Raw genomic sequence first — 25,084 nt, 5'->3', positions numbered from 1 at the left:
TATTTTAAGCATCTTATTACGTAATCAAATTTGCAAAAAGAACCCTTTATTTATTTTAGATGATAAAATAAAATTCCAAAAAAAACTAGCCATCCCATCCGCTCCTCAATTCGTAATCAAGAGATATAAGATTATGATTGCGCTTACATTACAAACGCACTCATTAAAATATACGACATCTCTTATTTTTTACTTTTCACGCATACTTCGTGCATTCTTGATTAGTTATCTGCTTAAAAAAGACATAAAGAGCCAAACCTCATCGACTCATGCCTGCATACGGATAAATCTGAAATCCCGTTTTAATTTCCTTTCCGGGATTATCAACACAGCCTGATGAATCATCTTTCACCAACGCTCATTGGGCCCGGGCCCACGCCATACACACAGGCAGCCATATTGAGTAAATCCATCTAATACAGGAAGTTACTATCACCCGATGACCTTCTTTTAATGTAAAGAACATTAAGTTTTTGTAAAATAAACAAATCAAGAGCAAACGTATTATTTGTAACATAAACTTTCCTGAAGTCAGATAATGATGTTTTTCTCATACAAACAATACGTTTATAAACATTCATATTTTCCATATCATTTAATCCACCCGCCAATAGCGTTCGAACTATTTTTCTAAATAGGCTTCTTTTTATTATCCTGCTCTTGTTGCTATTTAATTCTTACTAACCACAAGATACTGCCGTTTTTTCATGATGAAACATTTCTCCGCCGGTGATGATTGCCACTTTCTAACAATGGTTTTTTTATAGCCGCTGTCATAACGTGCATATTCTGATACCGGTTTCAGCACCAAAATCAGCGATAAAAAATGCGTTATTCGGTTCCAAAGATTATTCCGGTGAAGACGATATGGACATAACAGGTACCGGTTAGCCGCCAGCGGTGCGATAACGTTTCTGACTCCGGGTTTCTATTTTGAGAACTTACGCGCAAAAACCGAACAATCAAATGTAATCACTGACACAGTTTGAATACATTCATTTAACACAATGCCCCCTGTCATTTCCTGTTCTCGGCCCTGATGATCCTTCAAAACACACTACGGGAAGAGTACATTAAGCAATGTTCTGCGATGACGCATCGGAAATGTACTCCTGTAAAAGGTTTGTTAAATGTCACCAATAGAAAAATCGAAAAAGTTGGAAAACGTTTGTTACGATATTCGTGGCCCGGTTCTAAAAGAAGCGAAACGGCTGGAAGAAGAAGGTAACAAGGTACTGAAACTGAATATTGGCAATCCGGCCCCTTTTGGCTTTGATGCTCCCGATGAAATTTTAGTGGATGTCATCCGCAATCTTCCAACCGCACAGGGGTACTGTGACTCAAAAGGGCTTTACTCTGCCCGTAAAGCTATCGTGCAGCATTATCAGGCGCGTAATATGCGTGACCTGACGCTGGAGGATGTGTATATCGGTAATGGGGTGTCTGAGCTGATTGTCCAGTCGATGCAGGCATTACTGAATACCGGTGACGAAATGCTGGTCCCTGCTCCCGACTACCCGCTCTGGACAGCCGCCGTCTCGCTCTCAAGTGGCCACGCGGTGCACTACCGCTGTGATGAAGAAGCAGGCTGGTTTCCAGACCTTGATGATATCCGCAGCAAAATTACCCCACGCACGCGTGGTATTGTAATAATCAACCCGAATAACCCTACCGGTGCGGTTTACAGTAAAGAGTTGCTGTTAGAGATAGTAGAAATTGCCCGCCAGCATCAGCTCATTATCTTTGCCGACGAAATTTACGACAAAATCCTCTACGATCATGCCCAGCATCACTCTATCGCCGCGCTGGCCCCTGACCTGCTTACCGTCACCTTTAACGGGTTATCAAAAACCTACCGGGTTGCCGGCTTTCGCCAGGGCTGGATGGTATTGAATGGCCCGAAAAAGCACGCCCGAGGCTACATTGAAGGGCTGGAAATGCTCGCCTCCATGCGGTTATGTGCCAATGTGCCGATGCAACACGCAATCCAAACGGCACTCGGTGGCTATCAAAGTATCAGCGAGTTTATTCATCCCGGAGGGCGGCTATATGAACAGCGTAATCGTGCCTGGGAACTGATTAATCAAATCCCGGGCGTGTCGTGCGTGAAGCCAAGCGGGGCGCTCTATATGTTCCCTCGTGTTGACGCCAGGCGCTTTAACATCCACGACGACCAGAAAATGGTATTGGATTTATTGTTGCAAGAAAAAGTGCTGCTGGTTCAGGGTACCGCGTTCAACTGGCCGGAGCCGGATCATTTGCGAATTGTCACGCTCCCCCGCGTTGATGAACTGGAAATGGCCATCAACAAATTCGGGCGTTTTCTGGAAGGTTATCGCCAGGCGTAATGTTATGGGGTATCTGGTTCATGCCGGATACCCCGGCACCTGACCAACACCCGATGACCGGCCGTATCACCCGATGGCGTGACGGCCAAATACAGAGAGAAACCTATGGCTCAGAGTCACTTTTTTGCTCATCTATCCCGCCTTAAATTGATCGGCCGCTGGCCACTGATGCGTAATGTGCGCACGGAAAATGTCTCTGAACACAGCCTGCAAGTGGCATTTGTCGCCCATGCGCTGGCGGTGATAAAAAATCGCAAGTTTAATGGCAACCTGAACGTGGGCCGCATTGCCCTGCTGGCCATGTATCATGATGCCAGTGAAGTTATTACGGGCGATATGCCAACGCCTATCAAGTATTACAATGCGCAAATAGCTCACGAATATAAAAAGATTGAGAAGATCGCTCGTCGAAACCTGATTGAAATGTTACCCCCGGAGCTACAGCAGGATTTCAGCCCATTACTGGATGAATCACAGACCAGCGAGGATGAACATGCCATCGTCAAACAGGCTGATGCTCTGTGTGCCTATCTGAAATGCCTGGAGGAACTGTCAGCGGGAAATAACGAGTTTTTACTGGCGAAAGCGCGGCTGGAAAGTACGCTTGAACAGCGCCAAAGCCCGGAAATGGATTATTTTATGACCGTATTTATTCCAAGCTTTAGCCTGTCGCTTGATGAAATCAGCCAGGGCTCTACCCTGTAAGGCGCAGCAACTCACCGCTGAACCACTCAAAAGGGGTATAGCCAGGGCACCATCACCACACTAACCCCCATTACCAGCACGGTGAATGGAACACCAACCCGGACAAAATCACTGAAGCGATAACCACCGGGAGCCAGCACCAGCGTGTTCACAGGTGATGATACGGGTGTCATAAATGCCGCTGAAGCAGCAATGGCGATTATCATGGCAAAGGGATAAGGCGAGACCTGCATTTGCTCTGCGGCGGCGATGGCAATTGGAGCCATCAACACCGCCGTGGCGGTGTTAGAAATAAACAGACCAATCAGTGCGCACAGCACAAACAGGCACACCAGCATCATGTGCGGGCCTGCATTCCCGGCAATCGTCATCAGCCCGTCAACAACCAACGCCACCCCACCGGTTTGCTGCAACGCCAGTGCAAATGGCATCATGCCAACAATCAAAATCAAACTCGGCCAGTGTACAGCCCGATAGGCACTTTCCATATCAATGCAACGAAACTGCCCCATCAGCAAACAGGCCATCAGGGCCGCAATCGCATTGGGAATTTCATCAGTCAGCATCATCGCCACCATCAGTGCCAGGCAAAACAGTGCATGGGGGGCCTGATTACTGGCGGGTGCAACTTCATCAACCTCAGCCGGCAGATTAAGCACGATAAAATGCTGTTTATGTTGATGTAACAGACGGATATTTTTCCAGTCACCAATCACCAGCAAAATATCCCCTAACTTAAGCGCTTCATCGGCCAGCGTGCCAGACAGCGCCTCTCCATCACGACGGAGCCCGACCACCGTAAGGCCATAGCGGCTGCGAAATGCGACCTCCCGTAGAGTTTTCCCCACCAGACCGGAATCCGGGATCAGCGACACCTCCGCCATACCAACATCTCGCGCCTGCTCAGAGAAATACTCGCCGCGTAGCACCATCGGTTCCAGCCGCTGGGTGGCACAGAACTCACGTAAATCAACATCGGATGCCGACATGTCAATCAGTAAAACATCATTTAAACGCAGTTCGCTGTTACCACTGACACTCACCATAATGCGGCGGAATTTCTGCCAGCGCTCAATCCCCACCACATTCGCTCCATAACGCTGGCGCAATTGCAGGTCGTCAAGGCGCTGGCCAATAAAGGGGGAAGCGCTGCGAATAGCCAAACGTCGCGCCCGGCCGGTTAGCCGATATTCGCGGATTAAATCGCGGAACGTCTTACGTTTCCACTGCTCTTTATGGCTATCGTTATCAGGTGAGGTCAGCCAAAAACGTGCCGCCAGCATATAAACGACCCCGGTCAGCAGTACAACGACGCCAATGGGTGTGACACTAAAAAAACGCAGCCCCGCCAGGCCCGTACGTATCAATTCACTGCTGACCACCATATTGGGCGGCGTTGCCACTAACGACATCATGCCGCTTATCAAACCGGCGAATGCCAGTGGCATCATCAGCCGTGCCGGGGCTGTTTTCATCCGGGCGGCCACATTCAACACCACAGGGATGAAAATCGCCACAATACCGGTAGAACTCATGAAAGCCCCCAGCAACGCGACCGTTGTCATCAGCAGAATCAGCATACGGGTTTCACTTTGTCCGGCCACCCGCATCAGCCAATCCCCGACCTGATAAGCAACGCCCGTTCTCACCAGCCCTTCACCGATGATAAATAATGCAGCGATAAGAAATACATTGGGGTCACTAAAACCCATTAACGCTTGCTGCAACGTTAGCGTTCCACTGAGCACGAAAGCGATAATCACCAACAACGCCACCACATCCATGCGCAGTTTGCCGGTAGCAAACAGCACTATCGTCACCAGTAACAGCGTGACCACCCAGACAAGTGAACTGTTCACTCACACGCTCCTTTCATTAATTATTTTTATGATTTTGTCGTATTTATCAGAGATTTTTAACTGCGGATATTTATGCCCGATAACCGTCGGGCCCTATCAGAATGCCATAAAAAAACCCTGCCGAAGCAGGGTTATGATCATACTAAATGCCTTTTTACTTTCTCATTTTTCAACCCAGATAATCTGGCCTTGCGGCAAACGAGAAACCTGTAATTGCTCCAGAGAGGCTAATACGGCATCCACCTCACTGAGGCGGGCCGTGTCTGATGGCGCGTTGACGGCTATCACCTGGCACCCCGCATCGAGGCCTGAAACGAGGCCAGCAGGCGCATCCTCTACCACGACGCAGGCCTGCGGCGGCAAACCAAGGCGCTGTGCGCCCAGTAAATACGCATCAGGGCAGGGTTTGCCGCGCGCCACCTGTTCTGCGGTAACAAATTCACGCGGCATCGGTAATCCGGCCGCACGGTGGCGGGCATGCGCGATCGGAACCGTACCTGATGTGACAATCGCCCAAGGGATCGCAAGCTCATCGAGCCTTGCCAGCAGCGCCTGAGCGCCCGGCATCGCGACGATACCGTCAGTATCCGTCGCTTCTACCTGTTCCAGCGCAACAAACTCGCGCTGGATGGTCTCTTCGTCTGCACCGGCCAGAAAATGCCGTAATGAGGTGATGGCCTGTTTACCGTGGATGAAATCCAGTACCGCCTGTGGCTCGATATCGTGGTCACGGGCCCAGTTGCACCAGGCGCGTTCCACTGCCGGTAAAGAATCAACCAGCGTACCATCGAGATCGAACAAAAAGCCTTTACACTCCACGAAAACCTCTTCTTTAACTTATCTCACCTGAAACAGCAGCACACTGGCAGCGGCATCAGGCATTAACAATTTGCGCAATCTCGACTGCGCTTAAATGGTATTGGCGCGGGCAAGACTGCCATACCGCCAGCATACGCAGGTATTTATCCCACATTTTGGTTTGAGAATTAAAGCCATGCGTGCCGGAATCAAAGTGTGGATAACGTCCTTCAACGTGCACCATAAAGCGAACATAACCGAGATAGCGAGCTTCAGTTGCTGCATCGAACCCCAAGAAGGCCACGCGGCGTTCGTCCATATCCGGCTTATCTTTCAGATTGCTCCAGGACACTTGCAAGGCATGATGCATTTCCATGACATTAATGATGGTACGGCACACCTCTTCGCTCAGATCGCCAAATTCGCGATCTAACTCGCGCATCTGCAAACCATAACCACGCTCAATGATGGTTTGCAGGCGACGATAACGTTCGGCGTTATCAGGGTCCATCATCGACATCATTTTGTATTGATTGGACAGGATAAGTCTCTGAGCATTGGTCATTTCCATCGTGCACTCCTGAATCTGATTCCGGCTAAAGGGATATTAACAGCAGAATCGCACACAGACGGGCGTCTGTTTCTTGATTTAAAACAGCATCCCATAGAAAAAACGCTGACACCCTTACCTCAAAACAGGGTCTATATCAAAGATCGTCCAAAAACGTGCGATCAAGCTGCTTGAAAGCACGATTCAGCACCTCTGCCAGCATCTGATAAGTGGGCTCGCCCTGTACTGGAGCCAGAGCCATACCCGACTCCAGCAACTTATTACGAATGTCATGAAACCAGTGTAATAAGGACGGTGGCAGTGTTGTAACAGCACGCCGTCCCAACCACCATAGCCCCTGCATGGGAAGGCTCAGGGCAAATAGCGCTGTCGCGATACTGGGCCCCAACTGGCCGCCGAGCGCTATCTGCCAGGTTAAGGTGAATACCGCCAGCGGCGGCATGATCCGAATGGAGAAGCGGGTTGCACGCGTGACACGATTTTCAGGAAACACAGGGGCCAGTCGCTTATCCACTGGCCAGGTTTTCATATAGTGCTGCCCCTGATGGAACACACCCAGCCACCCCGTCTTACCTGGAGGAGTCATCGCCATATTTACCTCAACTTCACGAATAAAAAATAAAATTTTTGTACAAACTACCAACTACAATTGACAAGCTTAAAATATATTTTGTGTTTAATGATTCCTGTCGGTATCCTAAAACGGCCTTTTCGGCCGCGATAGCGATACGCGCACGCACATACGTTAAGATACAGGGTATGACGCCCATCTGGGTCGCCGTTGACGCTATTGGCTGTTCTGGCCTGGTTTCGCCCCGGATATGACGGCCCCACCCTGACAGTAATGCGGGTGTTGCCTGAATACCGTTTCGCTTATTGTCCGCATATTTTATGCCTGGCGAAACAAACCATGTTGGGCCGTGCACAGCGAACGCCGGGGATGTCCGCTGTTGCTGGTTTTTGTTTTATCGGCCTTTGTTTTATCAACCGATGTAGCCGCGCCAGCAAGGCACGCCATGCCAGCCGCGCCGGGAACCTCGGTATTTTTCCACTATCATGCCGGGCAAAATTCATCTGGCATGATGTTAATCATAAATGTCATCCGCCTTCTGCGCTACGCTGGTGTGGTATGACATTTTTTTAACCATGTATAACAAGTAGGTACTTCCATGTCGAGTAAGTTAGTACTGGTTCTTAACTGTGGTAGTTCTTCCCTGAAGTTCGCCATCATTGATGCCGTCAACGGAGATGAATACCTGTCTGGCCTGGCCGAATGTTTCCACCTGCCCGAAGCGCGCATCAAATGGAAAATCGATGGCGGCAAACAGGAAGCCGCACTGGGTGCCGGTGCCGCCCACAGCGAAGCACTGAGTTTCATCGTTAACAGCATCATCAACCAGAAACCGGAACTCTCCGCACAGCTGGTGGCAATCGGTCATCGTATTGTGCACGGCGGCGAGAAATTCACTCAGTCCGCTATCATCAACGACGATGTGCTGCAAGGCATCAAAGATGCCATCCCGTTTGCCCCACTGCACAACCCGGCTCACTTGATTGGCATTGAAGAAGCGCTGAAAGAATTCCCGCATCTGGCTGACAAAAACGTCGCCGTTTTTGACACCGCATTCCACCAGACCATGCCGGAAGAAGCCTACCTGTACGCTCTGCCGTATAAGTTATACAAAGATCAGCACATTCGTCGTTATGGCGCGCATGGCACCAGCCACTTCTATGTTTCCCGCGAAGCAGCAAAGATCCTTGGCAAATCTGTTGATGATCTGAACGTTATCACCTGCCATCTGGGTAATGGTGGTTCTGTTACTGCAATTCGTAACGGTAAATGCGTGGATACCTCAATGGGCCTGACACCGCTGGAAGGGCTGGTGATGGGGACTCGTAGTGGTGATATCGACCCGGCTGTCGTGTTCCACCTGCACGATGCCATGGGCATGAGCGTAGCCGATATCAACAAGCTGTTGACCAAAGAATCCGGCCTGCTGGGCCTGACCGAAGTCACCAGTGACTGCCGTTATGTTGAAGATAACTATGAAACCAAAGAAGACGCCAAACGCGCAATGAACGTGTACTGCCATCGTCTGGCCAAGTACATCGGTTCTTACTGTGCACTGATGGAAGGGCGTCTGGATGCCGTTATCTTCACCGGTGGTATTGGTGAAAACGCCGCAATGGTACGCGAACTGACGCTGAAACAGCTGGGCCTGATGGGTCTTGAGATCGATCACGAACGCAATCTGGCGGCTCGTTTCGGTAAAGGCGGCAACATCGCCAAAGACGGCAGCCGCCCGGCGCTGGTCATCCCAACCAACGAAGAGTTGGTGATTGCACAAGACGCGCTGCGTCTGACTGCCTGATAACACTGCGTTTTCGCTCCGTCAGCCTAGGCTGACGGAGTTGTTTTAGGCCGTGTCATTTATCAAACTGTTTTTATCGAACCGCGCCAGATGGCGTGTTTTTGAGTAACGAGCAACCGCAAACAGAGGTTAAGCCGTGTCCCGTACAATCATGTTGATTCCTACTGGCACCAGCGTAGGTCTGACCAGCGTCAGCCTGGGTGTCATCCGCTCAATGGAGCAAAAAGGCGTTCGTCTGAGCGTCTTTAAACCTATCGCCCAGCCGCGTGCGGGTGAAAGCGCCCCGGATCAAACCACCACTATCATTCGTGCCACCTCTGCCATTCCGGCAGCGGAACCGCTGAAGATAAGTTATGTGGAGTCGATGCTGAGCAGCAACCAGCAGGACGTGCTGTTAGAAGAAATCATCGCCCGCTATCACGAAAACACCAAAGACGCAGAAGTGGTGCTGGTTGAAGGTCTGGTACCGACCCGTAAACACCAGTTTGCCAATGCCCTGAACTATGAAATTGCCAAAACGCTGAACGCAGAAATCGTCTTCGTACTGGCGCTGGGTAATGATTCTCCTGCACAGCTCAAAGAACGCATTGACATTGCACGCTCAAGCTTTGGCGGTAGCAAAAACAAAAACATCACTGGCGTTATCATTAACAAGCTGAATGCGCCTGTCGATGAACAGGGCCGTACCCGCCCTGACTTATCAGAAATCTTTGACGACTCTACCAAAGCAAGCGTTGCCAACATCGATCCGAAACTGCTGTTCGCCAATAGCCCGCTGCCGATTCTGGGCTGTGTGCCGTGGAGCTTTGAGCTCATCGCAACCCGTGCTATCGACATGGCTAACCACCTGAATGCACGCATCATCAACGCCGGTGATATTCAAACCCGCCGCGTGAAATCGGTAACATTTTGCGCCCGCAGCATTCCACACATGCTGGAGCATTTCCGCCCGGGTTCATTGCTGGTCACGTCTGCGGACCGCCCGGACGTACTGGTTGCCGCCTGTCTGGCCGCGATGAACGGTGTTGAAATCGGTGCTCTGCTGTTGACCGGTGGCTACAACATTGACCCGACCATCAGCAAATTGTGTGAACGTGCCTTCCAGACCGGCCTGCCGGTGTTCATGGTGGACACCAACACCTGGCAGACCTCACTGAATCTGCAAAGCTTTAACCTGGAACTGCCTGCGGATGACCACGAGCGCGTGGAAAAAGTGCAGGAATATGTGGCTCGCCATATCGACGCACAGTGGATCGATTCACTGACGGCTACCTCTGAACGTTCCCGCCGTCTGTCGCCGCCAGCCTTCCGTTACCAGTTGACCGAGCTGGCGCGTGAAGCCGGTAAACGCATCGTTCTGCCAGAAGGCGACGAGCCACGTACCGTAAAAGCCGCCTCTATTTGCGCCGAACGCGGTATTGCCCAGTGCGTACTGATAGGCAACCCGGATGAAATCCAGCGTGTCGCGGCCGCTCAGGGCGTTGAACTGGGTAAAGGCATTGAAATTGTAGACCCGGTTGCCGTGCGTGAGCGTTATGTCCCGCGTCTGGTTGAACTGCGTAAGAGCAAAGGCATGACCGAAGTGGTCGCCCGCGAACAGCTCGAAGACAACGTGGTACTGGGCACACTGATGCTGGAACAAGGCGAAGTCGATGGCCTGGTGTCCGGTGCCGTGCACACCACCGCCAATACCATTCGCCCGCCGTTGCAGCTCATTAAAACAGCGCCCGGCAGCTCACTGGTATCCTCCGTATTCTTCATGCTGCTGCCTGAGCAGGTGCTGGTATACGGCGACTGCGCCATCAACCCGGATCCAACTGCTGAACAGCTGGCCGAAATTGCTATTCAGTCTGCCGACTCGGCTGCCGCTTTCGGCATCGACCCGCGCGTAGCGATGATCTCCTACTCTACCGGTAACTCCGGTGCAGGCAGTGACGTGGACAAAGTGCGTGAAGCGACCCGTCTGGCACAGGAAAAACGCCCGGACCTGGTTATCGATGGGCCGTTGCAGTATGACGCCGCTATCATGGCCGACGTGGCGAAGTCCAAAGCACCGAACTCACCGGTTGCAGGTAAAGCCACTGTCTTCGTGTTCCCGGATCTCAACACCGGTAATACCACTTATAAAGCGGTGCAGCGCTCTGCTGACCTGATCTCCATCGGGCCAATGCTGCAAGGCATGCGCAAACCGGTCAACGACCTGTCTCGCGGTGCACTGGTAGACGATATCGTCTATACCGTGGCACTGACCGCCATTCAGGCCACCCAGATTGCCTGATGAACCCTGTCACCAGTTGGTCTGTTGACCTGTCGGTGACAGTGGCTCGTTTAATCGAGTCAATTAAGCAAAACGCCAGCATTCGCTGGCGTTTTTTATCCGTTTATCACCATTATTATCACTGCGATGATTTTTCCGCCTCGCTCTGTGGCTGGGTCTCTGGCGTGTCCGTCGGCTGCTCCTGCTGACTGCGCGGCGCGACACGCGCTGTCTTGGTGTAATCATGGCTACCGCTATTACGGCTTAACCACAGCGACAGCGCCTTTAATGAATCAGGGGTAAATTCATCACACCGGGCCGTTATCTCTTCCGGCGCAAGCCAGCTCACTTCATCTATCTCTTCCGCCTGCAATGCAAAAGGCCCGTGGCTAACGCAGCTAAATAGCGCGCCCCACACCCGGCAGTCATCACTTTCATAATAGAACAGGCCATGTTCGGCAAACGGCACACCGGCAATCCCCAGCTCTTCTTCGGCTTCACGCCGCGCAGACTCCAGCAGATTCTCTCCCGTTTGCACCACACCACCGGCAGTCGCATCCAGCCAGCCGGGATAAAAATCCTTGGTTTCAGTGCGACGCTGCACCAGAATTTTTCCCATACCATCATGGACGACAATATAGGTTGCACGGTGACGCAGGCGCTGGGCACGCATCTGCTGACGGCTCGACTGTGCGATAACCTGATTGTTTTCATCAACGATATCCACCCACTCCGTGCCTGCCGCCTCTCTTTGCTCCACCATCCTCTGAAACCCTTTCGTCATGCGCAGTGACGCGCGTCAGTGTTTAACATTTTGGAATAATTGATGTTGTGTGAACATTACCGGACTTAAATTAGTGGCTAATCGCAACCTGCGCAAGAGGCTGCCCACCTGACAGTGGCAAGACCTGAAGCACCCCGTCTTCCAGCACGCCATAGCTGGCTGGATACCCGCCTTTTGGCAAGCTGACCGAACCGGGATTGAAGCAATAGATATCATCACGCCGCTCGGCAACCGGAATGTGCGTGTGCCCATAGACCAGCACATCCCCGGCCTGCAAGGGGGGACGTTTTTCCGGGTGATAGAGATGTCCGTGAGTCAGAAACAATCGGCTGTCTGCCAGTAATACCTGTTGCCAGGGCGCAGTAATAGGAAACTGCAATAGCATCTGGTCAACTTCACTATCACAGTTGCCACGCACAGCGACAATGCGTGATGCATAGCGGTTAAGGAGTGTGGCGACATCCGCAGGTTGATAACCTTCCGGCAACGGATTCCGTGGCCCGTGGTTAAGAAAGTCACCCAACAGAATCAGCCAATTGGCACCTTGCTGATCAAAATGGGCCAGCAACTGTTGGGTGGCAGATAACGAACCATGCAGATCAGAAGCAAACATCAGTTTCATGGTGTAATCCCGGTGCATGAAAATAGTCAGTGTCGTTATAGTACCAAAAACAGCTGGCGGAACCGGCCATTTTCTGCGGCTTTTGCCTCTAAAAGCGAGAGGTCAAGCAGACGGAGCCTGACTCAGTACCGTTCCGGCTCGCCACCGCCTCCCCGCTCTTCGGCTGCATTCTATCTCTATGAAAGGAAACGAATAGCCATAACAGTTATTTATGTTATGGCTGAGAAAGTGCTAGGCTCGCAACAGCATCAGACGCGGATGTCATGTCCGCGATACCTGGTCCATGATGCGTCATGGCTAAACGACTCATACCTTACGGAGAGATGATTCATGATTGATGTGTATTACGCTGCCACGCCTAACGGTCACAAAATCACCCTGTTTCTGGAAGAGGCCAACCTGCCTTATCAACTGCATCGGGTAGACATCAGTGCAGGCGATCAGTTTAAACCGGATTTTCTGGCTATCTCCCCCAACAATAAAATCCCGGCGATTGTTGACAGGCAACCACAAGATGGCGGTGCGCCGATTAGCCTGTTCGAATCTGGCGCTATTTTGCTTTATCTGGCAGAAAAAAGCGGGCAACTCCTGAGTCACGATGTGCGCGAGCGTACCGCCACACTGCAATGGCTGTTCTGGCAGGTTGCCGGGTTCGGGCCGATGCTTGGGCAGAATCACCATTTTAACCACTATGCACCGCAGCCGGTGCCTTATGCGATTGAACGCTATCAAAAAGAGACAGAGCGCTTGTATACGGTGCTCAATACACAGCTGCAACAGGCAAGCTGGCTTGCCGGTGAACATTACAGCATCGCGGATATCGCCACGTACCCCTGGGTCGTCACGCATGCCAGACAGCGCATCGACCTTGAGACATTCCCGGCAGTCAAACAGTGGTTTGAACGTATTCAGGCGCGCCCGGCGACACAGCGCGCCTATCAGCTTGCCTCTGCCGTCTGATTAAGGCTCGTCCAATAGTGGTCATCGCACCACGACGCGCAACACGTCTGCCCTCCAGACGTGTTGCCACACCGCAGGCAGAGACAATGAACCGATAACCTGCTTGTTTTTCTGGTAAAAATACCCCGAGATGTGGTTAATATCACCCGCAAAACCAAAGGGATCATCTATGCTGGAAGAAGGCGCTCAGGTGCAGGCATTCGCGTCTGCCCAACCCAGCGATAACCCGACAGACAAAGCGAGGCACGCTATGAAGCTACTGATCACCGGGGGAACCGGCCTGATTGGCCGTCATCTGATTGCGCGTTTGTTGTCGCTGTCACACCAGATTACCGTTGTCACCCGCTCGCCTGAACGGGCGCGACGGCTGTTGGGCAATAAGGTCGATTACTGGCCCAGCCTGGATGGACATCACTCGCTTGATGGATTCGAGGGCGTGATTAATCTGGCCGGAGAGCCCATTGCCGATAAGCGCTGGTCGCGGGCGCAAAAAGAGCGGCTTTGCCAAAGCCGCTGGGACATCACACACCAACTGGCGCAGCTTATTCGCCAGAGTACCACGCCGCCTGCGGTGTTCCTCTCCGGTTCAGCCGTTGGGTATTACGGCGATCAGGGCCAGGCACTGGTGACAGAAGATGAGACGCCACACCATGATTTTACCCATGAGCTCTGCGCTCGCTGGGAAGCATTAGCGCTGGAGGCTGAAAGTGATAAGACCCGCGTCTGCCTGCTACGCACGGGTATCGTACTATCTCGTGACGGAGGCGCGCTGGCAAAAATGCTGCCGATTTTCCGCTTAGGGTTGGGCGGGCCTATCGGTTCAGGCAGACAATATCTCCCCTGGATTCATATTGACGATATGACCAATGCGATTTTGTATCTGCTGGATAACCCGATTTTACGCGGCCCGTTTAACATGGTGTCCCCCTACCCGGCGCGTAACGAGAAATTTTCCGCCATGCTGGCCAACTCGCTAAACCGCCCTGGTTTTATGCGTACGCCGGGCTGGGTACTGCAATTGCTGATGGGAGAAGCGGCAACACTGCTGCTGGGCGGGCAACGCGCCATTCCGCAACGGCTGGAGAAAGCCGGATTTGGTTTTCGCTTTTTTGAACTTGAAGAAGCCATTGACGATTTACTGCATCCTCGCGCCGGTTAATGCAACATAAGTCCTGTCACACTATATGAGGATACACCGGGCGAGGAAGGCAACATGACCGACAGGGTTATTTCAATGCCCCTGACAGAAACTGTTGCAGGCGAGGGCTTTTCGGGTGGTTAAACAGTTCATCCGGTGGCCCTTCCTCTTCCACCACGCCCTGATGCAGGAAAATCACATGGCTTGACACATGACGGGCAAACTCCATCTCATGCGTCACCACCACCATCGTTTTGCCCTCTTCGGCCAGTTGCTGCATGATGCGCAGCACTTCGCCGACCAGCTCTGGGTCAAGTGCAGACGTCGGCTCATCAAACAGCAACACATCCGGCTCCATTGCCAGCGCACGGGCAATTGACACCCGTTGCTGCTGCCCGCCAGAGAGGTCAGCCGGATATTTCTCCTGTGACACGCCGGTGATCCCCACTTTGTTGAGATAAAACTCCGCCCGTTTACGTGCCTCATCCTTGCTTAACCCCAGCACCTGCACTGGCGCTTCCATCACGTTTTCCAGCGCCGTCATGAAGCTCCACAGGTTAAAGTGCTGGAATACCATCGTCAGGCGGGTGCGTAACAGCTGCAACTGTTTTTTATCAAACACTTTGAGCTGCCCGTCTTTATCCCGCACCATGTGAATTTCCTGTCCATTCACATGAATAGAGCCTTCACACGGTTTTTCCAAAAAGTTAATACACCGCAACAGCGTACTCTTACCCGACCCTGATGAACCAATAATGGAAATAACGTCCCCGGCTTTAGCCGCCAATGAAATGCCTTTGAGCACTTCATGCTGACCATAACGCTTACGTAATTCCGTCACCATCAGCTTATTATTCTGCATGCTTTCTCTGTTCCTGCGTGATTTAGTGAGAACGGGTATGAAGGTGCCGCAACCAGCGGCGCTCGGCTTTTCTAAACAGCGATATCAGCACGAATGACACCACCAGATAAATCACCGCCGCAATACCAAAGGCGTAAAACGGTTTATAGGTTGCCGCATTAATATCACGCGCCACTTTGAGCAAATCCGGCACGGTAACGGTGAATGCCAGCGCGGTGGAATGCAGCATCAGGATGACCTCGTTACTGTAGGCAGGCAACGCGATGCGCAGTGCACCGGGCAAAATAATGCAGCGATACTGTCTGAAACGTGAAAAGCCATAGGCACGCGCCGCTTCAATTTCGCCGTGCGGTACCGAGCGAATCGCCCCGGCAAAAATTTCCGTGGTATACGCGCAGGTATTGAGCGCCAGCGCCAGAATGGCACAGTTGAGGCCACTGCGAAAAAACGCATTGAGCAAGTCCGTACCACGCACAAACTCAAGGCTATAAACACCGGAGTAGAACACCAGCAGTTGCACATACAGCGGAGTGCCCCGAAACACATAGGTAAAGACCCAGACCGGTAGCCAGTAACGGCGACGCGGCGAAACACGCGCCACGGCCAGAAAAACAGCCATCACCCCACCAATGGTGACAGAAGCAATCAGCAGCCATAGCGTCATGGCAAGCCCGGTAAGGCGATACCCGTCACTCCACAGCAACGCCTGCCAGTATTGTTGCAAGATCTCACTCATAGTTCACTTTCCGCACACCCTGTGAGTAGCGTTTTTCCAGCCACCACAGCACCCCGTTAGACAAGGTGGTAAAAACCAAATAGAGCACACCGGCAACCATGGCAAAGAAAAAGGGGTGATGCGCACCCTTGCCCGCCAGTTGCGTGGCTTTAATCACATCACTCAGGCCGAGTAACGACACCAGTGCGGTCGCCTTAAGGATAACCTGCCAGTTGTTGCCGATCCCCGGCAGAGCAAAACGCATCATCGAGGGAAACATAATGCGGTGGAACACCTTGAATGGCGTAAAGCCAAACGCGACGGCGGCTTCAATTTGCCCTCTGGGCACCGCCAGATAGGCTCCACGAAAGGTTTCCGTGAAATAGGCTCCATAGATGAACCCCAGCGTCAGCACCCCGGCGACCAGTGGATCAATATCAATTTGATCCATGCCCAGCGCTTCAGTCAGGCTGTTCAGGGCCATCTGTAAGCCGTAAAAAATCAATAACATCAATACCAGATCCGGCACGCCACGGATCAGGGTGGTGTAACCGGAAAAACAACCAGACAATAGCCGGTTTGGGGAGAGTTTGGCCGCCGCTCCCACCAGCCCAATGACCAGTGCCAACACCAGTGAGCACAACGCCAGTTGCAGCGTCATGCTCGCGCCATCCATGATTAATTCGCTATAGCCATACAGCATGACATCAATCCGCTCAAAAAAGGCTCATCTCTGCCAGTCCGGTAAGGGCTGGCAGAGGCTAATCAGGAAGGCTTACTCGCCATACACATTGAAATCAAAATACTTCTTCGCCAGCTTGTCGTAAGTACCGTCTTTGCGGATCGCGGCGAACGCTTTATCCAATGCTGCTTTCAGCTCGGTTTCGTTCTTACGCAGCCCCATACCCGTGCCCACGCCAAACAGTTTGTCATCTTTTACCGCAGGCCCGGCAAACGCATAATCTTTACCGGCTGATTGTTTCAGGAAGCCTTCACTACCGGCGACTTCATCCTGAAATGCCGCATCAATGCGCCCGGCAGAGAGGTCAGCGTAAATCAGATCCTGATTTTGATAAGCCACCACTTCCACCCCTTTAGGCTGCCAATACTGATTGGCATACGCCTCCTGGGTAGAGGCTTGCAGTACCCCAACGCGCTTGCCTTTCAGGGCCTCAAGAGACGGCAGCACCGGTGAGCCTTTTTTGGCAATCAGACGGGCATTGGCAGCATACAGCTTGTCGCTAAACGCAATTTCCTGCTGACGTTTTTCCGTAATCGATAACGAAGAGATGATGGCATCAATTTTTTTGGCTTTCAGTGACGGGATCAGAGCATCAAAATCGCTTTCGACGAAGGTGCAATTAGCCTGAATGCGGTTGCACAGCTCTTTTGCCAAATCGATATCAAAACCAACCAACTGACCCGTGGCATCTTTCGATTCAAACGGCGCGTAGGTTGGGTCTGTACCAATCTTGATATTTTTCGGCACCTCGGCGAAAGCACTACCCGCAGCCAGCGCCAGAGCAAGGGGCAAAAGTTTTAACATTTTCTTCATCGCATTACCCTTAATTTATGATTGTGTCTGCCTAAGTGATAGGAAAAACAGACGGGAGCCCGTCGTAATAAACCGCATTGCGTTGTGTGTTAATGCGCGTTATGTGTTAATGCACATTGTTTGCGAAACTTTGCAAAGTTTATGCCATAAAAGATATGCATTACTGCATAAAGTCATGCACGGTAATCATGATAATCATATCAATATAATCAATGAATTATCTCAACTCACATGAAAATGGTGGATTATGCAGCAACGCCAGCCTGCATCGGTCGCACCAATATTGTGCGTAACAATGCACTAACAATGCTCAACGCAACAAAAAAGTGCACCGCAGGGGGAGGACATCATTGCCCATGATGTCAGATAAAGACCAGCTTATTTTTATAAATGAAAGGGTTATGCACCCTGCCAGCGCGTAAACAGTTCATCTGGCAGCGCAATATCAAACTGATCCAGCACCCGATTCACCGTTTGATCGACAATATCCTGCACAGTTTGTGGGCGATGATAAAACGCGGGCACCGGAGGCATGATCACCGCCCCCATTTCTGCGGCGGCGTTCATCAACCGCAAATGACCCACATGCAACGGAGTTTCACGCACACACAAAATCAGCGGGCGACGCTCCTTTAACACCACATCGGCTGCACGGGTCAGCAAACTGTCAGTATAACTTTGCGCAATACCCGATAACGTTTTAATCGAACATGGCAGAATCGCCATTCCGGCGGTGCGAAAAGAGCCGGATGAGATATTGGCGGCAATATCACGGGAGTCATGCACCACATCAGCCAACGCCTGCACATCCCGGACACTCAGGTCAGTTTCAAGCGACAGCGTTTGCCGGGCGGCCGGGCTCATTACCAGATGGGTTTCAATATCAGCAACAGGCTGAAGCACCTGTAACAGCCTGACACCATAAATAACACCGCTGGCCCCGGAAATACCGACAATCAGTCGCTTCATTGCTACCTCTGTATCACACCGCCACAGCTGCGCGGCACTCAATATGTGCGCTGACTTTGCCGTATCATCAGGCAATTGGCAAGAATAACCGGCAGTCAGGGTTTGCCCCTTGCCGTGGCTTTAGGGGAAAAGCACCGGGGGATGATAAAAAAGGGGAGCCTGCGCTCCCCTTTGGCTAACGATGGCTGGCTGTCAGCCTTCGTTATGCATCTCAAGGTCTTCCACCTCATTCTGGCTGCGCAACGCTTTGGCATCGTCATTGCGTAACCCTTCCAGATAATCCAGATACCCTTGATCGACATCTTTAGTGACATACACGCCGTTAAATACCGAGCATTCAAACTGTACGATTTCCGGGTTATCTTCGCGTACAGCTTCGATAAGATCGTGTAAATCCTGAAAAATTAACGCGTCAGCACCGATTATCTGGCGAATTTCTTCCACTTCCCGGCCATGCGCGATAAGTTCGTTGGCACTCGGCATATCAATGCCATACACATTCGGGAAGCGAATCTCCGGCGCAGCTGAGGCCAGATAGACATTGCGGGCACCGGCTTCACGCGCCATCTCCACAATCTGCTGGGAGGTGGTGCCACGGACAATCGAGTCATCGACCAGCAGCACATTCTTGCCACGAAACTCCGCGCGGTTCGCGTTAAGTTTGCGGCGCACTGATTTAATACGGGTTTGCTGGCCTGGCATGATAAAGGTACGGCCGACATAGCGGTTTTTCACAAACCCCTGACGATAGGGCTTATTGATGATACGGGCGATTTCCAGCGCGATATCGCAGGAGGTTTCAGGAATAGGGATAACCACATCGATATCCATCTCTTCCCACTGGCGGGCAATTTTTTCCCCCAGCTTCTGCCCCATGCGCACCCGGGCGCTATAGACCGAAATTTTATCGATAAACGAGTCTGGCCGAGCAAAGTACACGTATTCAAACAGGCACGGATGGCTTTTCGGGTTCTCTGCGCACTGGCGGGTGAACAGTTGACCGCTCTCGGTAACGTATACCGCTTCGCCGGGTGCCACATCACGCAAAAACTCAAAGCCCAGCGTATCAAGCGCCACACTTTCTGAGGCAACGATGTATTCGTTACGGCCGTCGCTCAGTAAGCGTTTGCCAATCACCAACGGGCGAATACCGTTAGGATCACGAAACGCCACCATACCGTGGCCGATAATCATGCTGATACAGGCATATGCGCCGCGAATCTGCTGATGAACAGCAGCAACAGCGGCAAAAATATTATCGGCTTCCAATGGATAGTGCTGAAAACGGTCCAGCTCTTTGGCAAATACGTTGAGCAGGATCTCAGAATCCGACGTGGTATTGACATGACGGCGGCCTTCTTCGAACAACTTTTGGCGCAACTCATGCGCGTTGGTCAAATTGCCATTGTGCGCAAGCGTCATTCCAAACGGGGAGTTAACGTAGAAAGGCTGCGCCTCTGAAGCACTGGAACTGCCCGCCGTAGGGTAGCGCACATGGCCTATACCCATATTCCCCTGCAACCGCTGCATGTGCCGGGCTTCAAACACATCCTTCACCAGGCCATTCGCTTTGCGCAGGCGAAAGAAGTTGGCATCATTAATGGTGACGATGCCTGCGGCATCCTGCCCACGGTGCTGTAACACCGTTAACGCGTCATAAATCGACTGGTTGACCGGTGTAAAACCGGCGATACCGACAATACCGCACATGTGGTCTTTTCCTCATCAGCGCTGCCACCGCTAGATGTGCCGTGGCAAGAAACTCGACGTGCTTTGCAGGTAGTCAAAAAACCACCTGATGATATAACTAAACTGCGGAATTAACTGGGACTGCTTCCAGTCAGCACTCTGTGAAAAACCGGTGAAGGTATCCAGAAAGAACAGCAGTGCAGAGACAATCAACACACCGCGCAGCGCACCAAAGCAAATGCCCAGTACTCTATCAGTGCCCGACAGCCCGGTGCGTTCAACCAGTGACCCAATCACATAGTTAACGACCGCACCCACAATCAACGTCGCAATAAACAGAATGGCGATAGCAATACCGTTACGCACCAGTTCATCACTGAATCGCGTGAAGTAGCCCGCAAGATAAACATAGTAGTGGCTGGCAATGAAAAATGCCGCGCCCCAGGTTATCAACGACAGCGCTTCACGAACAAACCCCCGGATAAGACTGACCAGAGCCGAGAATCCGATAATACCGATGATGACGTAATCAACCCAAACCATGAACTATCCTAATTATGAACGATGACAGTTATCGCGCCGCTCATCCTGTTCGCGGCGCATTCTAACAGAAAAAGAAAACGTTTGCGTAGCGTATTTCCCGCCGTTTTTTCCGTCAGCAACGAAATAAAAAAAACCGCCCGCCACCTTACAGATAGCGGGCGGTGTCTTTCACCGGGCAGGAGAGGCAAACACGCCTGAACACCAGTAAACACCCTGAATGGCGGTTAGTGTGCACTATAAGCGCGCACCTGGCCGCTCAACCCACTTAATTGCTGCAAGTCGCCCAAGGCCGATTGCAGTTTTTGCTTCGATGCATCCGGCCCGACGTAAATCCGGGTTATCTGGCCGGCTACCGGCGTTGATGGCACCGTATAAGCCCGATAGCCGGACAAGCGTAATTTTGCGACGACTTCGTTGACTTTATCCGCATTTTTCAATGCCCCGAGCTGCACTACAAACGCCTGACCCGCGGGCGATGGTTCCTGCACGGCAGGTTTATTTTCCACCGGCTTTTCTGCCGGTTTACTTTCCTGCGTTTTATTTTCCGCGGGCTTATTCTCAACCGTTTTCGCCGCCGAACCCGACACCTCAACAGTGCGGTTATCCGGTTTGACCGGCACCCGCGCATCGGCCGGCTTATTCTCCGCCGGTTTGGGTTCCGGCTTCGGCCGGGGTTCTGGTTTTTTGAGTTCTGTTTTTACTTCCGGTTTGACAGGCTGCGCTTTCATGGCGGGAGGCGCTATCTGCGCGACAGGCTGACGCTCACTGACAATCGGTGCCGGAGTCGGTGCGGGCCGGGCTGCCGGTGTGCTGCTACGGGCGGTCTGTCCACCGGGTGCCGGCTGAGGTACATCCTCATCCTCGTCCTGATCATTTCCCTGCTGTACTGCGGCCCCCGCGCCTTCGGGCGGTTGCGCGGGTAATGACTGGCTCACCGGAGGCAATGACTCAGCTTCCAGCGCATCCCCCGGTTTTGGCACCAGTGGAATAGCGGCAAACTCATCCTCGTAGTGCTTTTTTTTACCATCCAGCAGGCCTGGCAGCACAATAACGCCGAGTGCAACCAGTACCACTGTACCAGCCAGACGATTTTGGAATTTACTCGCCATGCGTTCCACTCTCCTCTAATGCCGCCATCACATGCGCGACAGTATGGAAAGAACCGCAAACAATCACCACATCTTCCGGAGCAGAGTCCTGCATTGCCTGCTGCCAGGCGGTGGTGACAGTTGAAAACAGAGCCACATTGGACACGATGTCACACGCGGCCAGATGCTGTGCCAGTTGTTCCGCACGGGTACCACGAGGCCCCTCCAGCGGTGCACAATACCACTCATCCACCTGCGGTTTAAGATGCAACAACGTACCGGGAATGTCTTTATCCGCCAGCATGCCGAGCACAGCCCGGATTTTGCCATGAGGCGGCAATGCCGAGAGTCGGGTCGCCAGATAGGCCGCCGCATGCGGGTTATGCGCCACATCCAGAATCAGCAAAGGATGCTGGCTCACGACCTGGAAACGTCCCGGTAACGTTGCCTGCCGTAACCCCTGACGAATCACCTCAATGCCCGGAGTCAACCCACTGGCCTGTAATGCTGCCAGCGCCGTGGCCGCGTTAGCCAGCGGGATAGGTGGCAACGGCAAATCATCATAATGCGTGTGAGCATTCTGCCAGCGCCAGCTTTCAGCAGACGCACTAAATTGCCAGTCAACACCCAGGCGCATTAATTGCGCGCCCTTCTCCTGTGCTACGTCAGCAATTGACGCCGGCATGGCAGGCTCACCCACAACCGCAGGCTTGCCCGCACGAAAGATACCGGCTTTCTCTCGGCCAATACTTTCGCAATCATTGCCCAGCCAGTCGGTATGATCCAGCGCAATGCTGGTGACTACCGCCACATCGGCATCAACGATATTGGTGGCATCCAGACGCCCGCCAAGACCAACTTCCAGAATCACCACATCAAGCTGCGCCTGTTTGAACAGCCACAACGCCGCCAGCGTACCGAATTCAAAATAAGTCAGTGAAATCTCGCCACGCCCGGCCTCAATCGCGGCAAACGCGTGTGTGTGCGATGATTCAGGCAATTCACGCCCCTGAATACGCACCCGCTCGGTGTAACGCAACAGATGTGGCGAGCTATATACCCCAACCCGCAACCCGGCAACGCTCAGGATAGATTCGAGGGTACAACAGGTGGTGCCTTTACCATTGGTGCCAGCCACGGTGAAGACCCGAGGGGCGGGTTGCAACAGATCAAGCCGTTCTGCGACCTGGCGGATACGATCCAGACCCAGTTCGATGGCCTGACTATGCAGATGTTCAAGATAATGAAGCCACGCGGCCAAAGGCGACGTGGCTTGAGGTGTCTGAAGATTGTCCATGAGTCCCGTTCGCTGACTTACGGTTGATGGCCATCGGGAACAGGGCAACCACGCCGCCTTGTTCCCGGCTCATCATTGATTAGGCTTCACTTTGTGGTTCGGCCGAAGCGGATGGTCGCGCACCGGCAGATTCCTGTGGCTCCAGGCGATGCGTCAACCGGGAGAGAATGCTGGCCAGTTTGTAACGCATATCTGCACGGCGCACAATCATATCAATCGCGCCTTTTTCCAGCAGGAATTCACTGCGCTGGAAACCCGGCGGCAGTTTTTCACGCACTGTCTGTTCAATGACTCGCGGCCCGGCAAAACCTATCAACGCTTTGGGCTCGGCAATGTTCAAATCGCCCAGCATAGCGAGACTGGCGGACACACCGCCCATGGTCGGGTCAGTCAGCACCGAAATATACGGTAAACCACGCTCGCGCAGCTTTGCCAGCGCGGCACTGGTTTTTGCCATTTGCATCAGCGACATCAGCGCTTCCTGCATACGGGCACCGCCACTGGCCGAGAAGCAAACCAGCGGGCAGTTATCTTCCAGCGCCTGCTCTACCGCCCGCACAAAGCGAGCACCAACGACCGACGCCATCGAGCCCCCCATAAAGGAGAATTCGAAGGAAGCCGCCACAACCGGCATACCGTAAAGCGTCCCTTTCATCACGATCAGCGCGTCTTTCTCGTCAGACTGCTTTTGCGCAGCAACGATGCGATCTTTGTATTTTTTGGAGTCTCTGAACTTCAGAACGTCTTTTGGCTCCAGCTCACTGCCCAGCTCCACCATGCCGTCTTTGTCAAGAAACGCATGAAGCCGGGCCCGGGCGGATAAACGCATGTGATGATCACACTTCGGGCACACTTCCAGATTGCGCTCCAGTTCGGCACGGTAAAGCACCTGACCGCAACTGTCACATTTCGTCCACACCCCTTCAGGAATATTGGCCTTACGGGTGGGTGTGACATTACTTTTGTTAAGAATTCGTTCAATCCAGCTCATTGATAACCTTTCTGCTTGAACCTGGCACCAGCCAGTACGCTGCTACACGTTACCCCGTCCCTGGCAACGCCGCCAATAAAGCGATGTCTTAATTCCGCATGTTGCCGAAACCAGACAGTGGCATGAAGGCCGGTTAATGCAAACCCAGCCGTAAATGCTGCTCATTAAACCATAACGATCCGGGTGTGTGGATAAAAAACTGGTCAAACCGGATGTTAAAATAACTTTTCATTTATTTCATATTTTGCCGCGTCAGCGTGCGTTTATGCCGCCAAAACTCAATCAACCCCGGCAGGATGGAGATGAAAATAATCGCCACAATCAGCAACTTCAGGTTCTCCTGCACCAACGGCAAGTCGCCGAACAGGTAACCCGCATAGGTGAACAGCAACACCCAGAGCAAGGCACCGGTGACGTTATACAGCGCAAATTCACGATAGCGCATATGCCCCATACCCGCGACAAAGGGCGCGAATGTTCTCACAATCGGCACAAATCGCGCCAGAATTATCGTTTTACCGCCGTGGCGTTCGTAGAATACATGGGTGCGTTCCAGATAGCTGCGCCGAAAAATACGCGACTGCGGATTGCTAAATAGCGTTTCGCCGAACAAACGGCCAATTGTATAGTTAACCGCATCACCCAATACCGCCGCCACCACCATCAGCGCCACCATCAGGTGCACATTCAGGTCGTTACCCGGTAATGCCGCCAGCGCACCGGCCACGAACAGCAGTGAATCGCCAGGTAAAAATGGCGTCACGACAAGCCCGGTTTCACAAAACAGGATCAAAAACAGAATGACATAAACCCAAACGCCATACTGCGCCACCAGTTGGGCCAGATGCACATCGATGTGCAGGATAAAATCTATAATGAATCGCACAAAATCCAGCATGATTACGCCTTAATCCTCACCAAGATTGTCTATTGACATCACGACGCGCTTACGGCCGATGAC

The 25,084-nt window shown here is 52.4% G+C and carries 23 protein-coding genes; 6 read left to right on the top strand and 17 right to left on the bottom strand.

Going from position 1 to position 25,084, the window contains the following annotated elements; translation table 11 throughout:
• Positions 1-1,130: 1,130 nt before the first annotated feature.
• The gene (locus DAQ1742_RS06175) at positions 1,131-2,348 is read left to right on the top strand and encodes a pyridoxal phosphate-dependent aminotransferase (RefSeq protein ID WP_035343151.1); all 1,218 of its coding nucleotides are present in this window, start codon (positions 1,131-1,133) and stop codon (positions 2,346-2,348) included.
• Between the two features lie 105 nt (positions 2,349-2,453).
• Positions 2,454-3,053 (top strand): 5'-deoxynucleotidase, encoded by a 600-nt coding sequence (gene yfbR, locus DAQ1742_RS06170; RefSeq protein WP_035343154.1) that lies wholly within the window; start codon positions 2,454-2,456, stop codon positions 3,051-3,053.
• A gap of 26 nt (positions 3,054-3,079) precedes the next feature.
• Here the strand turns inward: yfbR and DAQ1742_RS06165 are convergent, their stop codons facing one another.
• The 4 genes from DAQ1742_RS06165 to yfbV all read right to left on the bottom strand — a co-directional run bounded on the left by DAQ1742_RS06165 (position 3,080) and on the right by yfbV (position 6,873).
• Positions 3,080-4,912 (bottom strand): SLC13 family permease, encoded by a 1,833-nt coding sequence (locus tag DAQ1742_RS06165; protein WP_035343157.1) that lies wholly within the window; start codon positions 4,910-4,912, stop codon positions 3,080-3,082.
• A 162-nt stretch (positions 4,913-5,074) separates the two neighbouring features.
• The gene (locus DAQ1742_RS06160) at positions 5,075-5,731 is read right to left on the bottom strand and encodes a sugar phosphatase (protein WP_035343160.1); all 657 of its coding nucleotides are present in this window, start codon (positions 5,729-5,731) and stop codon (positions 5,075-5,077) included.
• Between the two features lie 55 nt (positions 5,732-5,786).
• Complete coding sequence (locus tag DAQ1742_RS06155) at positions 5,787-6,281, bottom strand: YfbU family protein (protein WP_035343162.1); 495 nt, start codon at positions 6,279-6,281, stop codon at positions 5,787-5,789.
• Between the two features lie 136 nt (positions 6,282-6,417).
• Positions 6,418-6,873, bottom strand: coding sequence for a terminus macrodomain insulation protein YfbV (yfbV, locus tag DAQ1742_RS06150; protein ID WP_035343165.1), 456 nt, complete (start codon positions 6,871-6,873; stop codon positions 6,418-6,420).
• Positions 6,874-7,450: 577 nt separating this feature from the next.
• Here yfbV and ackA point away from each other — a divergent pair.
• A complete protein-coding gene (ackA, locus tag DAQ1742_RS06145; protein WP_035343168.1) occupies positions 7,451-8,653 on the top strand; it encodes an acetate kinase in 1,203 nt (400 codons plus the stop codon).
• Positions 8,654-8,789: 136 nt separating this feature from the next.
• On the top strand, positions 8,790-10,931 hold the full coding sequence (pta, locus tag DAQ1742_RS06140) for a phosphate acetyltransferase (RefSeq protein ID WP_035343170.1): 2,142 nt from the start codon (positions 8,790-8,792) through the stop codon (positions 10,929-10,931).
• Positions 10,932-11,049: 118 nt separating this feature from the next.
• Here the strand turns inward: pta and yfcD are convergent, their stop codons facing one another.
• Positions 11,050-11,673 carry an NUDIX hydrolase YfcD gene (yfcD, locus tag DAQ1742_RS06135; RefSeq protein ID WP_051124094.1) on the bottom strand — a complete coding sequence of 208 codons (624 nt, stop codon included), beginning with the start codon at positions 11,671-11,673 and terminating at the stop codon, positions 11,050-11,052.
• Positions 11,674-11,764: 91 nt separating this feature from the next.
• On the bottom strand, positions 11,765-12,316 hold the full coding sequence (gene yfcE, locus DAQ1742_RS06130; RefSeq protein ID WP_035343172.1) for a phosphodiesterase: 552 nt from the start codon (positions 12,314-12,316) through the stop codon (positions 11,765-11,767).
• A 330-nt stretch (positions 12,317-12,646) separates the two neighbouring features.
• Between yfcE and yfcG the strand changes: the two genes are divergently transcribed.
• Complete coding sequence (gene yfcG, locus DAQ1742_RS06125) at positions 12,647-13,276, top strand: GSH-dependent disulfide bond oxidoreductase (RefSeq protein ID WP_035343174.1); 630 nt, start codon at positions 12,647-12,649, stop codon at positions 13,274-13,276.
• A 250-nt stretch (positions 13,277-13,526) separates the two neighbouring features.
• Positions 13,527-14,435 (top strand): TIGR01777 family oxidoreductase, encoded by a 909-nt coding sequence (locus tag DAQ1742_RS06120; protein ID WP_035346204.1) that lies wholly within the window; start codon positions 13,527-13,529, stop codon positions 14,433-14,435.
• 67 nt (positions 14,436-14,502) lie between these two features.
• Here DAQ1742_RS06120 and hisP read toward each other — a convergent pair whose 3' ends face one another.
• From hisP to DAQ1742_RS06065, 11 genes are all read right to left on the bottom strand, one after another.
• Positions 14,503-15,276, bottom strand: coding sequence for a histidine ABC transporter ATP-binding protein HisP (hisP, locus tag DAQ1742_RS06115; RefSeq protein WP_035343176.1), 774 nt, complete (start codon positions 15,274-15,276; stop codon positions 14,503-14,505).
• Positions 15,277-15,298: 22 nt separating this feature from the next.
• Positions 15,299-16,012: an ABC transporter permease gene (locus tag DAQ1742_RS06110; protein ID WP_035343178.1), complete on the bottom strand. Its 714-nt coding sequence runs from the start codon at positions 16,010-16,012 to the stop codon at positions 15,299-15,301.
• The gene (locus DAQ1742_RS06105; RefSeq protein ID WP_035343180.1) at positions 16,005-16,694 is read right to left on the bottom strand and encodes a histidine ABC transporter permease HisQ; all 690 of its coding nucleotides are present in this window, start codon (positions 16,692-16,694) and stop codon (positions 16,005-16,007) included. Before DAQ1742_RS06105 ends, DAQ1742_RS06110 begins: the two co-directional genes overlap by 8 nt.
• A gap of 72 nt (positions 16,695-16,766) precedes the next feature.
• Positions 16,767-17,546, bottom strand: coding sequence for a lysine/arginine/ornithine ABC transporter substrate-binding protein ArgT (gene argT, locus DAQ1742_RS06100; RefSeq protein ID WP_035343182.1), 780 nt, complete (start codon positions 17,544-17,546; stop codon positions 16,767-16,769).
• Positions 17,547-17,945: 399 nt separating this feature from the next.
• Positions 17,946-18,515, bottom strand: coding sequence for a UbiX family flavin prenyltransferase (locus tag DAQ1742_RS06095; RefSeq protein ID WP_035343184.1), 570 nt, complete (start codon positions 18,513-18,515; stop codon positions 17,946-17,948).
• A gap of 192 nt (positions 18,516-18,707) precedes the next feature.
• Entirely contained in the window at positions 18,708-20,225 is a 1,518-nt protein-coding gene (gene purF, locus DAQ1742_RS06090) for an amidophosphoribosyltransferase (RefSeq protein ID WP_035343186.1), read from the bottom strand.
• Between the two features lie 30 nt (positions 20,226-20,255).
• Positions 20,256-20,747, bottom strand: a complete 492-nt coding sequence (gene cvpA / locus DAQ1742_RS06085) for a colicin V production protein (protein WP_035343188.1) — start codon at positions 20,745-20,747, stop codon at positions 20,256-20,258.
• Between the two features lie 224 nt (positions 20,748-20,971).
• A complete protein-coding gene (gene dedD, locus DAQ1742_RS06080) occupies positions 20,972-21,856 on the bottom strand; it encodes a cell division protein DedD (RefSeq protein WP_035343190.1) in 885 nt (294 codons plus the stop codon).
• Positions 21,846-23,132 (bottom strand): bifunctional tetrahydrofolate synthase/dihydrofolate synthase, encoded by a 1,287-nt coding sequence (gene folC, locus DAQ1742_RS06075; protein WP_035343192.1) that lies wholly within the window; start codon positions 23,130-23,132, stop codon positions 21,846-21,848. Before folC ends, dedD begins: the two co-directional genes overlap by 11 nt.
• Before the next feature lie 79 nt (positions 23,133-23,211).
• Positions 23,212-24,123 (bottom strand): acetyl-CoA carboxylase, carboxyltransferase subunit beta, encoded by a 912-nt coding sequence (gene accD, locus DAQ1742_RS06070; protein WP_035343194.1) that lies wholly within the window; start codon positions 24,121-24,123, stop codon positions 23,212-23,214.
• A 232-nt stretch (positions 24,124-24,355) separates the two neighbouring features.
• The gene (locus DAQ1742_RS06065) at positions 24,356-25,018 is read right to left on the bottom strand and encodes a DedA family protein (protein WP_035346206.1); all 663 of its coding nucleotides are present in this window, start codon (positions 25,016-25,018) and stop codon (positions 24,356-24,358) included.
• Positions 25,019-25,084 lie beyond the last annotated feature (66 nt).

It is taken from the genome of Dickeya aquatica (genome assembly GCF_900095885.1).
Taxonomy (GTDB): domain Bacteria; phylum Pseudomonadota; class Gammaproteobacteria; order Enterobacterales; family Enterobacteriaceae; genus Dickeya; species Dickeya aquatica.
The sequence above is the reverse complement of the archived record's forward strand: the minus strand, read 5'-3'. Positions and strand labels throughout refer to the sequence as shown.